The sequence below is a fragment of the Exiguobacterium sp. s91 genome (assembly GCF_018618915.1).
GTDB lineage: Bacteria > Bacillota > Bacilli > Exiguobacteriales > Exiguobacteriaceae > Exiguobacterium_A > Exiguobacterium_A abrahamii.
In genome coordinates, this window is sequence record NZ_JACSMZ010000001.1 from 950,590 (window position 1) to 964,468 (window position 13,879).

Annotated in this window: 11 protein-coding genes; all 11 read left to right on the forward strand. The window is 49.1% G+C overall.

What is annotated here, in order from left to right:
• The first annotated feature begins 47 nt into the window (after positions 1-47).
• The 11 genes from KNQ06_RS04740 (at position 48) to pnp (ending at position 13,853) form a co-directional block, all read left to right on the forward strand.
• Positions 48-4,337, forward strand: coding sequence for a PolC-type DNA polymerase III (locus tag KNQ06_RS04740; RefSeq protein WP_483299325.1), 4,290 nt, complete (start codon positions 48-50; stop codon positions 4,335-4,337).
• Between the two features lie 129 nt (positions 4,338-4,466).
• Entirely contained in the window at positions 4,467-4,934 is a 468-nt protein-coding gene (rimP, locus tag KNQ06_RS04745; protein ID WP_023468684.1) for a ribosome maturation factor RimP, read from the forward strand.
• A gap of 17 nt (positions 4,935-4,951) precedes the next feature.
• A complete protein-coding gene (gene nusA / locus KNQ06_RS04750) occupies positions 4,952-6,061 on the forward strand; it encodes a transcription termination factor NusA (RefSeq protein ID WP_058713731.1) in 1,110 nt (369 codons plus the stop codon).
• Positions 6,062-6,064: 3 nt separating this feature from the next.
• Positions 6,065-6,334 carry an RNase P modulator RnpM gene (gene rnpM / locus KNQ06_RS04755; RefSeq protein WP_023468682.1) on the forward strand — a complete coding sequence of 90 codons (270 nt, stop codon included), beginning with the start codon at positions 6,065-6,067 and terminating at the stop codon, positions 6,332-6,334.
• Positions 6,327-6,629, forward strand: a complete 303-nt coding sequence (locus KNQ06_RS04760; RefSeq protein WP_023468681.1) for a YlxQ family RNA-binding protein — start codon at positions 6,327-6,329, stop codon at positions 6,627-6,629. The genes rnpM and KNQ06_RS04760 overlap by 8 nt, the downstream gene beginning before the upstream one ends.
• Positions 6,630-6,644: 15 nt before the next feature.
• A complete protein-coding gene (gene infB / locus KNQ06_RS04770) occupies positions 6,645-8,816 on the forward strand; it encodes a translation initiation factor IF-2 (RefSeq protein WP_023468680.1) in 2,172 nt (723 codons plus the stop codon).
• A gap of 39 nt (positions 8,817-8,855) precedes the next feature.
• Positions 8,856-9,197, forward strand: coding sequence for a 30S ribosome-binding factor RbfA (gene rbfA, locus KNQ06_RS04775; RefSeq protein WP_023468679.1), 342 nt, complete (start codon positions 8,856-8,858; stop codon positions 9,195-9,197).
• 50 nt (positions 9,198-9,247) lie between these two features.
• Complete coding sequence (gene truB / locus KNQ06_RS04780; RefSeq protein ID WP_214805148.1) at positions 9,248-10,156, forward strand: tRNA pseudouridine(55) synthase TruB; 909 nt, start codon at positions 9,248-9,250, stop codon at positions 10,154-10,156.
• A 16-nt stretch (positions 10,157-10,172) separates the two neighbouring features.
• Positions 10,173-11,102 (forward strand): bifunctional riboflavin kinase/FAD synthetase, encoded by a 930-nt coding sequence (locus KNQ06_RS04785; RefSeq protein ID WP_214723588.1) that lies wholly within the window; start codon positions 10,173-10,175, stop codon positions 11,100-11,102.
• A gap of 123 nt (positions 11,103-11,225) precedes the next feature.
• Positions 11,226-11,495 carry a 30S ribosomal protein S15 gene (gene rpsO / locus KNQ06_RS04790; RefSeq protein ID WP_023468676.1) on the forward strand — a complete coding sequence of 90 codons (270 nt, stop codon included), beginning with the start codon at positions 11,226-11,228 and terminating at the stop codon, positions 11,493-11,495.
• Between the two features lie 138 nt (positions 11,496-11,633).
• Positions 11,634-13,853, forward strand: a complete 2,220-nt coding sequence (gene pnp, locus KNQ06_RS04795) for a polyribonucleotide nucleotidyltransferase (RefSeq protein WP_215147439.1) — start codon at positions 11,634-11,636, stop codon at positions 13,851-13,853.
• The last annotated feature ends 26 nt before the right edge of the window (positions 13,854-13,879 follow it).

Below are 13,879 nucleotides of genomic sequence, written 5' to 3' on the forward strand. Positions count from 1 at the left end.
GAGGAGTTGCTGTCACGGTGTGAAGCGATCAGACAGCACAATTGCGAGTGGATACACAACAACGCATGTCACTGTTGCTGAGTGACTTGGAATTACCGAACGGTATCATTGAAGAATACTTTAACGAAGCAGTTCTTGAGAAGCTTCGCGTCAATAAAGCAAAAGCAACCTGGACATTTGAGATCCGCTTGCCACACGTTTTGCCCCAAAACGTCTATCAACTCTTTACGAGTCGTTTGATAAGTCGGTATCAGCAATTCGCCGAAGTCAAAGTCATCCTATACGCGGATGGTCGACCAGACGAACGCCTGTATCATGATTACTGGCCATACGTCGTGCAGGATCTCGCAGATGTCTCATCGGCGATGCGGACACAACTTGGACGGGTCTTACCGGAGTTCAAAGAACAGAAATTATTCATTCCGGTCCGGAGTGAACCGGAAGCAGGATTCTTAAAAAGTAGCTTATGTGGTGAGTTGCAGTTACTTTACAGTGCTTACGGATTTCCGAAATTCAACTGTGAACCGATTGTTCAAATCAACGAATCGAAACAAGAAGCGTTGCGCAATCAGGTGAAACAGGAAGACATGGAAGAAGCAAAACGGATGCTCGAGTTGCAATTCAAGCGGGAACAATCGCGGGATGACGATGAAGGACCGGTTGAGATCCGGATCGGGAAACCAATTCAAGATGAGATTGTCCCAATCAAGACGATCCAAGACGAGGAACGACGGATCGCGATCCGAGGTCTCGTTTTCTCAGCTGAAAGTCGTGAATTACGAAGCGGAAAGACAATCTTTACGTTTAAGATGACGGATTATACGGACTCCCTTGTCGTCAAGATGTTTGCGCGTGACGAAACAGACGTCAAGATTCTCTCTGCGATCAAAAAAGGGATGTGGATCCAGGCGGCAGGCCGCGTTGAGTTCGATACATTCCTGCGCGATCTTTGTATGATGATTGCCCAACTGTCAGAAGTGAAGATGGAAGCCCATGCTGACCCTTGGGCAGGCGAGAAGCGTGTCGAGTTACACGCGCACTCGCAAATGAGCCAGATGGACGCGGTCATGAACGTGACGAAATACGTCGAACGCGCGGCGAAATGGGGTCATCCTGCTGTTGCGATCACGGATCACGCGGGTGCCCAAAGTTTCCCGGATGCCTACTATGCCGGAAAGAAAAACGATATCAAGGTATTGTATGGAATCGAAGCGAATGTCGTCGATGACGGGGTGCAAGTCGCCTATCATCCCGTGGACCGTAACTTAGATGACGCGACATTCGTTGTCTTTGACGTCGAGACGACGGGTTTATCGGCGATGTACAACAAGATCATCGAACTTGCAGCCGTCAAGATCCACGACGGTGATATCATCGATAAGTTCGAAGCGTTCGCGGATCCGAAGCATCTATTGTCGGCGACGACGATTGATTTGACAGGAATCACCGATGATATGGTCCGGGGAAAACCAGACCCGGAACAAGTCGTCAAGGAATTCATGGACTGGGTCGGCGATTCGATTCTCGTTGCCCATAATGCCTCATTCGATATCGGATTCTTGAATGCAACACTACGATCCGGTGGACACGATGAATCGGTCTTGCCAGTCATTGATACGCTTGAGCTAGCCCGTGTCTTGATGCCGACGCTAAAAAACCACCGATTGAACACACTCGCGAAACGATTTGACATCGAATTGACGCAGCATCACCGTGCCATTTATGACGCGGAAGCGACAGGCTACTTGATGGTCAAGTTGCTGCAAATGGCGGATGAGATGTTCGACATGAAGACACACGCCTCACTCAACCGTGAGATGGGGAAAGATATCTCGCGGGCACGACCATACCACGCGACGGTCTATGCGAAGAATCGGACGGGCTTGAAGAATTTGTACCAATTGATTTCGATTGCTCATACGAAACACGTGCACCGTGTCGTCCGTACACCACGCTCGCAACTCGTCGCACACCGAGATGGATTGATCATCGGATCAGCTTGCGATAATGGCGAAGTGTTTGATGCCGCCTTGAACAAGTCGGACGAAGATTTAGCAAAAGTGATGCAGTTCTATGATTTCATCGAGATTCAGCCACCCGCGATGTATGGTCATTTGATCGAACGGGAAATCGTTCAGAATGAACTCGAACTGCGCGAACTGATCAAAAAGATCATCCGCGTTGCGGAAGAACATGATATTTTACCAGTCGCGACAGGAAACGTGCATTACCTCGATCAACATGACGCGACGTACCGGGAGATTTTGATTCGGACGCAAGGTGGAGCAAACATGCTGAATATGCGAAAACAATTGCCACCGGCACACTTCCGGACGACGAAGGAAATGATGGACGACTTCAAGTTCCTCGGACCGGATGTGTCGGAACGTCTCGTCATCACGAACAGTCAAGCTGTCGCGGAGCAATTCGAGAACATCGACATCATTCCAAAGGATCTCTATACACCGAAGATCGAAGGGGCAGATGAAGAAGTCCGAAACTTGTCGTACGATATGGCGCACCGGATTTACGGCGACACGTTACCAGAGATCGTCGAAGCCCGCCTCGAAAAAGAGTTGAAGTCGATCATCGGTCATGGATTCGCCGTTATCTATCTGATTTCCCATAAACTCGTTAAAAAATCACTCGACGACGGCTATTTGGTCGGTTCACGGGGATCGGTCGGATCAAGTCTCGTTGCGACGATGACCGAGATCACGGAAGTCAATCCATTGCCCCCGCATTACGTCTGTCCGAATTGTAAGGAATCGGAGTTCTTCGATGACGGTTCCGTTGGTTCGGGATTCGATTTACCGGATAAGTCCTGTTCGAAATGTGATGTCCCATTGTTCAAGGATGGTCATGATATTCCTTTCGAGACGTTCCTCGGATTTAAAGGGGATAAAGTACCGGATATCGATTTGAACTTCAGTGGAGAATACCAGCCACAAGCACACGCCTATACGAAAGTCCTGTTCGGTGACGATTACGTCTATCGTGCCGGAACGATCGGAACGATCGCTGAGAAGACAGCGTATGGCTACGTCAAAGGGTATCAGTCGGAGAATGAGTTGACGTATCGGAATGCGGAAGTCGATCGTCTCGTCAGTGGTGTCACCGGTGTCAAACGGACGACCGGACAACACCCGGGTGGGATCATCGTCGTACCGGACTATATGGATATTTACGATATTAGTCCGATTCAGTATCCGGCAGACGATATGGGTTCTGAATGGAAGACGACACACTTTGACTTTCACTCGATTCACGATAACTTACTCAAACTCGATATCCTCGGTCACGATGACCCGACAATGATCCGGATGCTACAAGATCTGTCAGGACGAGATCCGAAGACGATTCCGGTCGATGACCCGGAAGTCATGAAAATCTTCAGTTCGACGGAATCGATCGGTGTAACGCCGGAACAGATTGATTCAAAAACAGGGACGCTCGGCATTCCGGAGTTCGGGACAAAGTTCGTTCGCCAAATGTTAGAGGAGACGAAACCGACGACGTTCTCAGAGCTCGTTCAGATTTCAGGACTCTCGCACGGAACGGATGTCTGGCTTGGAAACGCCAGCGAATTGATCTACAACGGAACGTGTGAACTAAAAGATGTCATCGGTTGTCGAGATGACATCATGGTCTACTTGATCTACGCCGGTCTTGAGCCGTCACTTGCCTTTAAAATCATGGAGTCGGTCCGTAAAGGGAAAGGACTCTCGATTGACATGGAAGAGGCGATGATCGAGAACGATGTGCCACTCTGGTATATCGATTCTTGTAAGAAAATCAAGTACATGTTCCCGAAAGCCCATGCTGCTGCCTACGTCTTGATGGCTGTCCGGATTGCCTATTATAAAGTCCATCATCCGATGTATTACTACGCTTCGTACTTTACGGTACGTGCGGGTGACTTTGATATCGGCGCGATGAATAAGGGATCTGCTGCCGTTCGGAAAGTCTTGCAAGACATCAAGGACAAAGGTTTCGAAGCGACGGCGAAGGATAAGGGATTGTACACGGTTCTTGAAATCGCGCTTGAGATGATCGAACGCGGCTTTACGTTCCAAAAAGTCGATCTCTATCGCTCAAGTGCAACGGAATTCCTCATTGATGGGGATACGTTGTTACCACCGTTTAATGCCGTGACAGGTCTCGGGACGAATGCTGCGAAGCAAATCGTCGAAGCACGTAAAGGCGGCGAATTCCTCTCGAAGGAAGACCTCCAAAAACGCGCTAAATTGTCGAAATCGATCATCGAGACGCTCGATAACCTAGGCTGTCTCGAAGGGTTACCAGACGAGAATCAGCTCTCCTTGTTCGACTTGTAAGCCCTTAGGAACACTTGCTTTGAGCGCTTTCCTATGCTATATTGAGTGAGGAAATGTTTTTTATACTACGACTTGGAAGGAGTAGGGGGACCTGCTCCTTTCTTGTTTGTTTTTTGAAGGAGGATGAAGATGACGAACGTAACGGAAAAGGTCGAAGCGCTCGCAAAACCAATCGTCGAACGAGAGGGGATGGAGCTAGTCGACGTTGAATTCGTCAAAGAAGGGGCGGATTGGTTCCTACGTGTCTCCATCGACAAAGAGGGTGGCGTAGATCTTGAAGACTGCGTCAAAATCAATGAACAGTTATCGGAAGCATTGAATGACAATGATCCGATCGACGAGCCGTATTACCTCGACGTCGCTAGTCCAGGAGCGGAACGTCCACTGAAGAAAGACGAGGACTTCGAAAAGGCGATTGGGAAACATGTGTACATCAAAACGCACGATCCAGTAAAGAATGCGGTTGAATTCGAAGGAACGTTGCTCGCGTACACACCTGAGATGCTTGAAATCGAAGTGCGTGTCAAAACAAGAAAATTGAAAATTGAGATACCGGTCGACAAGATTTCACTTGCGCGACTTGCGGTAATGTTCTGACGGAAAGGAAGAGAACGATGGGACCACAGTTACTCGAGGCGATCAATCAAATCGCGAAAGAGAAGGAAATTGACAAGAACATCATCATCGATGCGCTCGAACAGGCATTGATTTCAGCGTACCGACGCAACTTCGGAAAAGAATCGGAGGCTGTAAAGGTCGAATTCGACCAGCAGACAGGAGACATCCGTGTCTTCGCGCTTAAGGAAGTCGTCGAACGATTGACACAACCAGAAGAGCAACTTTCGCTTGAAGAAGCGCACGAGATCGATCCGACATATGAACTCGGCGATTTCCATAAAGTCGAAGTGACGCCAGGCGACTTCGGTCGTGTTGCAGCACAAACGGCGAAACAGATCGTCACACAAAAAATGCGTGAAGCAGAACGCGAACGCATCTACAATCATTTCGCGGATCGTGAAGACGAGATCATGACAGGTATCGTCGAGCGTCAAGATGCACGCAACTTGTACGTCAACCTAGAAGGTATCGAAGCTGTCTTGACGACACACGAGCAAATGCCGAACGAGCGTTTCGGGATTCGTGATCGCATCAAGGTGTACGTCACGAAAGTTGATCCAATGGTCAAAGGATCAGGGGCATCGATTCTTGTATCACGGACACATCCAGGTCTCTTAAAACGTCTCTTTGAAATCGAAGTACCAGAGATTTCAAGTGGCGAAGTCGAAGTCAAGTCTGTGGCGCGTGAAGCGGGCGACCGTTCGAAAATCGCAGTCGCGGCGGATGACATCGATCCAGTCGGTGCATGTGTCGGACAAAAAGGGGCGCGTGTTCAACGCATCGTCAATGATTTAAACGGGGAAAAAATCGATATCGTCCGTTACTCGGATGATCCGAAAGAATATGTCGCGAACGCGCTTAGCCCAGCTCAAGTCGTTGCGGTCTATGTCAACGAACCAGCGAAAGCGACAATCGTCGTCGTTCCGGATTTCCAATTGTCGCTTGCAATCGGGAAACGTGGTCAAAACGCGCGTCTCGCAGCGAAATTGACAGGATGGAAAATCGACATCAAGAGCGAGTCTGAAGCGGAAGCGATGGATCTCGAAGATGTCTTCGCGACGGAAGAGCCGGTAGTAGAAGCGGTCCAAGTCGAAGGCGAGGAATAATTCGTGCAAAAAAAGGTACCATTACGTAAGTGTGTCATCACACAAGAAATGAAACCGAAAAAAGAATTAATTCGTGTCGTCCGGACACCTGAACAAGAGGTCGTCATCGATTTAAATGGTAAGATGAATGGGCGAGGTGCCTATTTATCGAAAGATGCGGCAGTCATTGCGACGGCGAAGAAAAAACGGACGCTTGATCATCATTTGAAGGTCAAGACGACAGATGCCTTATACGATGAATTGCTTGAAATCGCGGGAGGTACAAATGAGTAAATGGGAATCCCTTCTCGGTCTCGCGAATCGAGCTAGAAAAGTGACGACGGGAGAAGAACTCGTACTGAAAGAAGTACGAGGAGGACAAGCGAAGCTTGTTCTTTTAGCAGCAGATGCGGGGGCTGCCACGCGTAAGAAAGTCACAGATAAATGTACGAGTTATCAGGTTCCTTACCTAGAAGTCGCCGACCGGACGATTCTCGGTCAAGCATTAGGAAAGGATGCGCGTGTTGTCGTGTCAGTCAATGAAGCCGGATTTGCGAAAAAGCTAACTGAACTCCTCTCGAACGACTAATTGGAGGTGGATCCTTTGGGTAAACGTGTATACGAATTCGCCAAGGAACAAAACGTAACAAGTAAGCAGGTCATCACCCAGCTCGAAAAGCTGGAGAAACCAGTCAAGAATCATATGGCAGTATTAGATGAACAGACAGTACAGCAACTCGATCAAGTATTTAATCCCGAAAAATATCGGGCTCAAAAGACGGAGGCTCCAAAACAAGTGAAATCAGATAATAAACCGAACCGACCAGGAAGTACAAACAAACCAGCAGGTAACCAATCACGTAACAGCAAAGGCGGACGCCCAGAATTCGGCAACCGTAACAACCGTGGCGGCAAACGTCGTCCGAACCAAAAGAAAGCAGAACCACGCAAACTTGAAGTAGCGGATCCGAACTCGAAGTCGAGTCAACGGAAAGCAGCTCGCCGGGCGCAAGAAGAGGCGATGGCAAACGTCGTTCAATACTCTGACAACTTGACAGTCGGTGAACTCGCTGAAAAAATGGCGAAAAAACCGAATGAACTGATCATGAAATTGATGGGTCTCGGTGTCATGGCGACGATCAACCAAGATCTTGATGACGAGACAGTCGAACTGCTCGCGACAGAGTTTGGTTTTGAAGTCGAAAAGACTGTCCAAGTCGATGAGACGGACTTTGATCAATACGAATTGAACCTTGACCAGTACGAATTGTCTGAGCGTCCACCGGTCGTTACGATCATGGGACACGTCGACCACGGTAAAACGACATTGCTCGATTCGATCCGTAACACGAAGGTCACTGCAGGCGAAGCCGGCGGGATCACGCAGCACATCGGTGCTTACCAAGTTGAGATCGACGGCAAGAAGATCACGTTCCTTGATACACCAGGTCACGCGGCGTTCACGACGATGCGTGCACGTGGAGCAGATGTCACGGATATCGCGATCATCGTCGTTGCAGCCGATGACGGTGTCATGCCGCAGACGGAAGAAGCGATCAGCCACGCGAAAGCAGCTGGCGTTCCAATCATCGTCGCTGTCAACAAGATGGATAAAGAGGGTGCGAACCCTGACCGTGTCAAACAAGAATTGACAGAGTTCGAACTCGTTGCAGAGGACTGGGGCGGCGATACGATCTTCGTACCGGTTTCAGCTCTTAAAGGAGACGGCATCGACGAATTGCTCGAGATGATCCTTCTCGTCTCAGAAGTTCAAGAATACAAATCAACACCAGACATGAACGGTCGCGGAACAGTCATCGAGGCGAAACTCGATAAAGGACGCGGTCCAGTCGCTACACTTCTCGTTCAACACGGAACACTTCGCGTTGGTGACCCGATCGTTGTCGGTCACACGTTCGGTCGTATCCGGGCAATGGTCAACGATATCGGTCGTCGTGTCAAAGAAGTCGGACCATCGACGCCAATCGAAATCACAGGTCTAAACGATGTCCCGAAAGCGGGCGATCAATTCTTCGCATTCGAAGATGAGAAAAAAGCACGCCAAATCGGTGAAGCACGTTACCAACGTGAAATCGAAGCACAACGTCGCGATTCAGCGAAAGTTAGCTTAGAAGATCTCTTCGACCGCATCAAAGAAGGCGAAGTCAAGGACCTCAACATCATCATCAAAGGTGATGTCCAAGGTTCAGTTGAAGCCTTAGCCGGTTCATTGAAGAAAATTGATGTCGAAGGTGTTAAAATTAACATCGTACACTCAGGTGTTGGTGCGATCACGGAAGGTGACGTCATCCTCGCCTCGGCAGCAAATGCGATCATCATCGGATTCAACGTTCGTCCGGATGGTAACGCGAAATCAATGGCGGATCAGGAGAAGGTTGAAATTCGTCTTCACCGGATCATCTATAACGCGATTGAAGAAATCGAGCAAGCGATGAAAGGTCTCCTTGATCCTGAATTCGTCGAGAAAATCATCGGTCAAGCTGAAGTCCGCGATGTCATCAAAGTATCGAAAGTCGGTACGATCGCGGGTGGATATGTCACGGAAGGTAAGTTAACGCGTGATGCAGGTGTCCGTGTCGTTCGTGACAGCATTGTCATCTACGAAGGAAAACTCGATACACTTCGCCGCTTCAAAGATGATGTCAAAGAAGTCGCTGCTGGTTACGAGTGTGGTATTAAGATCGAACGTTATGATGACGTAAAAGTCGATGATGTCATCGAAGCGTTCATCATGGAAGAAGTCAAACGGAAGTAACAGAACGGAATCCATTCTTCCGAACTGGAGGGAACAAACATGAGTTTACGCTCGAATCGTGTCGCCGAACAGGTGCGTAAGGAAATTACGCAACTGCTCATCAAGGATGTCAAGGATCCACGCGTCAAGCCGATTACCGTCACAGGTGTCGAAGTGACAGGAGACTTGCAACAAGCGACGATCTTCTATTCAGTCCTCGGTGACGAAAAAGCACGTGAGGATGCGCGCATCGGTCTTGAAAAATCAAAAGGCTTCATGCGTAAGGAAATCGGATCGCGGATTCGTCTGCGGAAAACACCTGAACTATTGTTCGAGGTCGATTCTTCTGTCGAATACGGATCACGCATTGATGAGTTGCTTCGGAATTTGAACAAAGATTAACACCTAAGGCAACCACGCGTGTGGTTGCCTTTTTTCAAGGAGGACATCACGTGGAACCCATCGGAGTATTACCACTAGATAAACCAGCCGGCATGACGAGTCATGATTGTGTCTTTCGTCTACGTCGCTTGTTTCAGACGAAAAAAGTCGGACATACAGGGACGCTTGACCCGGAAGTAACAGGTGTCTTACCGATTTGTCTCGGTCGAGCGACGAAACTTGCCCGTTTCATCACGGATGAAGGAAAACGTTACGCGGCGGAAGTGACGATCGGTTTTGCAACGACTACAGAAGATGCACACGGAGAGATCGTTCGTGAAACACCGGTCGAACCCGAAAGTATTACTGAAACGGCAATCGCTGATATTCTGAGCGCCTTGACAGGAGAGATCGAACAGACGCCACCGTATTATTCAGCAGTCAAAGTGAACGGGAAGAAACTATACGAATATGCACGAAAAGGGATTGAAGTCGAGCGACCGACACGGATCGTCCGTATCGATCGATTGGAACGGACATCGGACCTCGTGTTCGAAGATGGTCTTTGTCGCTTCCGCCTCGATATCGCATGTGGAAAAGGGACCTATATCCGGACACTAGCAGTCGAAATCGGAGAACGACTCGGTTATGCCGCACACATGAGCGACTTACGCCGGACAGGTTCTGGTGCGATTGCTGAGACGGATACCGTCACACTCGAGACACTCGAATCGTATGAGACAGTCGAAGAACGGATGCAACACGTCCTTCCGATCGAACACGTCATCCAAAAATGGCCACGATTGACAGTTGACGCAGCAACAGCGCAGCGTGTCTTAAATGGAGCCAAGCTGACGAGCATTCCAGTCGAATTCGAGCTGTTTACTGTCTATAATGAAGAAGACGTACCTTTAGCGTTATATCGACGTCTTCCAGAAGAACAGGTAGCACGCGTCGAGGTCATGCTACAAATCGATTAAGATCGGAGAGAGCATCATGGACATCATACATTTGACATATCCGGAACAGCCTCAAAAAGACCCTGCTGTCATCGCGCTCGGCTTTTTTGACGGTGTACATCTCGGACATCAGCAAGTCATCGCAGCAGCACGGAAAGAAGCGGAGGCTCGTCGCCTTCCTTTGGCTGTCATGACCTTTGATCCACATCCGAAACAAGTACTTGGTAAAGGGGATGAACCGGTCCGCTACATCACGCCGCTTGAACGAAAATTAGAGAAAATCGAACGTCTTGGTGTCGATCGTGTTTACGTCATTGAGTTCACGATTCCTTTCTCGGAATTGTCACCACAAGCTTTCGTCGATGAATATCTGATTGCGTCTGGAGCAGAGCACGTCGTCGCTGGATTTGATTATTCCTACGGTCGCTTCGGAGCCGGAAAAATGACGACGCTTGATTTTCATAGTCGGAGCACGTTCACGCACACCGTTGTAGCAGAGTTCCAAGAAGAAGCAGAAAAAATCAGCTCAACCCGGATTCGTCGTTTACTTGCTGCAGGAGAAGTCGAACCGGCTGCACGTTTGCTTGGAGAACCTTACCAAATCAAAGGCACGATCATTCACGGTGACGCACGCGGTCGACAAATTGGCTTCCCGACAGCCAACATGCGTCCGGAATTTTCTTACGTCATTCCGAAACTTGGTGTGTATGCGACATTCGTTCGCTTAGCGGACGGTCGTCGTTTCAAAGCGATGACGAACGTCGGCAGACGCCCGACGTTCTATGAGACAGGAGAGGTCAGTATCGAGACGCATCTTCTTGACTTTGATGAGGATCTTTACGGTCAAGAATTGACGCTTGAATGGATTGCTTATTTACGCGATGAAAAAGCCTTCAACGGTATCGATCAATTGAAAGAACAGTTGGCACGAGACCGCGAAGAGGCAAACACACGATTAAGCGTTTGACAGTACGGACAGGGTTCGTTATGATAGGTCAGTACGATCACGTACAGCCGATTCACTTGGCATCTGGTCTCACCATCCGATGCTCGGGAATACGGTCATTCATAAGATGGAGGTGGAGTGACAATGGCACTCACAAAAGAACGTAAAAACGAAATCATCGAAGCATATGCTACGAAACAAGGCGATACTGGTTCGCCGGAAGTACAAGTTGCTGTTTTAACTGAACAGATCACAACTTTGAACGATCACTTACGTACACACAAAAAGGATCACCACTCACGTCGTGGTCTCTTGAAAATGGTCGGTCGTCGCCGTAACTTGCTCACATACCTTCGTAACAAGGATGTTGCACGTTACCGTTCGTTGATCGAGCGTCTTGGTCTCCGTCGCTAATCCCGACGAGAACGAGGTAGGGAAGCAGGAGCATCGTCTCCTGTTTCTTTTTTTTGCCGATTCATGGACTTTTTGCGCAAGAACCTACATAATTAGATTTGAATGAAAAAACGGATAGCAGTGAGAGGAGATTTGTGCATGTCACAAACAAAACAGACGTTTTCGACCGAACTCGGTGGACGTCCATTAACGATTGAAATCGGTCAATTAGCAAAACAAGCGAACGGAGCAGCATTGATTCGTTACGGCGATACAGCCGTTCTTGCTACGGTCGTTGCATCAAAACAACCGAAGGACTTAGATTTCTTCCCATTAACAGTGAACTATGAAGAAAAATTATATGCGGCAGGGAAAATCCCAGGTGGATTCCTCAAACGTGAAGGACGCCCTGGAGAGAGCGCGATCTTGACTTCGCGTCTGATCGACCGTCCGATCCGTCCACTATTCCCGGACGGTTTCCGTCACGACGTTCAAGTCGCGACGACGGTTCTTTCGTCAGATGCTGACAATTCACCAGAAGTCGCTGCGATGATCGGAGCTTCGATTGCGCTTTCGATCTCGGATATTCCATTCGACGGTCCAATCGCAGGCGTGACGATCGGTCGCGTCGACGGAGAGTTCGTCGTGAACCCGACTTCAGCGCAAATGGAAGTCAGCGACATCGACCTTCAAGTTGCCGGGACAAAACATGCCGTCAACATGGTTGAAGCAGGTGCGAAGGAAGTATCGGAGCAAGCGATGCTTGAAGCGATCTTGCTCGGACACGATGTCATCAAGGAAATGATCGCGTTCCAAGAAGAAATCGTTGCACAAGTCGGTAAAGAGAAGTTCGACTACACGGTATCAAGCTTCGATGAGACAATCGTCAATCGCCTGAAAGCAGAAGCATTGGCAGAAGTCACACAAGCAGTTCAAGTCGAAGAAAAACAAGCACGTGACGTTGCCATCAACGAAGTCATCGCAAAATACATCGAGTTGTATGCAGCTGACGAGTCAGTCACAGCAGAGCAACTGGCAGAAGTATCAGGCGTTCTCAACAAGTTCGTCAAAGACGAAGTCCGTCGTCTCATCACGGAAGACAAAGTCCGTCCAGATGGTCGTGGTCTTGCTGAAATCCGTCCACTCGATTCAGAAGTCGGTCTCTTACCACGTGCACACGGTTCAGGTTTGTTCACTCGCGGTCAGACGCAAGTCTTGTCTGTTGCGACACTCGGTGTTGCGGGTGACGCTCAAATCATCGATGGTCTTGGTCTGAAGGAAGAGAAACGTTTCATGCACCACTATAACTTCCCGCCATTCTCAGTCGGAGAAGCACGTCCGATGCGTGCACCAGGTCGTCGTGAAATCGGTCACGGGGCACTTGGAGAACGCGCACTCTTACCAGTTCTTCCGAATGAAGTCGATTTCCCGTACACGATTCGTCTCGTGTCGGAAGTCCTTGAGTCGAACGGTTCTTCATCACAGGCTTCAATCTGTGGTTCGATCCTTGCCATGATGGATGCTGGTGTTCCACTCAAAGCACCTGTCGCTGGTATTGCGATGGGCTTGATCATGGAAGGCGACAATTACTCGATCTTGACAGATATCCAAGGGATGGAAGATCATCTCGGAGATATGGACTTCAAAGTCGCTGGAACTCACGAAGGTGTCACAGCTCTGCAAATGGATATGAAAATTGGCGGGATCACGCGTCAAATCCTCGAAGAAGCACTCGAACAAGCACGTCTTGGTCGTTTGCACATTCTTGAGCATATGCAAACGGTCATCGCTGAACCACGTGTCGAATTGTCACAATACGCACCAAAAATCGTCACACTCAAAATCAATCCAGATAAAATCCGTGATGTCATCGGACCTGGTGGTAAAGTCATCAACGGTATCATCGATGAGACAGGCGTCAAGATCGACATCGATCAAGACGGAACAGTCTTCATCGCATCGACGGATCAAGCTGGCATCGATCGTGCCCGTCAATTGGTCGAAGATATCGTCCGTGAAGTCGTCGTCGGAGAAGAGTTCGATGGAACAGTTCGTCGTGTTGAGAAATTCGGTGCATTCGTCGAATTGTTCAAAGGAAAAGACGCACTCGTCCACATTTCGGAACTCGCACTTAACCGTGTCGGTCAAACGGAAGATGTCGTCAAACTTGGAGATAAGCTAAAAGTCCGTGTCACAGAAATCGATGACAAGGGACGCGTCAACGCCTCGCACAAAGTCCTGCTCGTCGAAGGCTTAAGCGAAGAAGATCGTGTAGCGTATGAAGAAAAGAAAAAGACAGAGCGTGAGAACCGCCCGCCACGCCGGGATCAGGGTTCACGCCCACCACGTGACGGACAACGTCCACCACGTCGTAACTAATGAATCCAAGGTGGCTCGACGGTGCA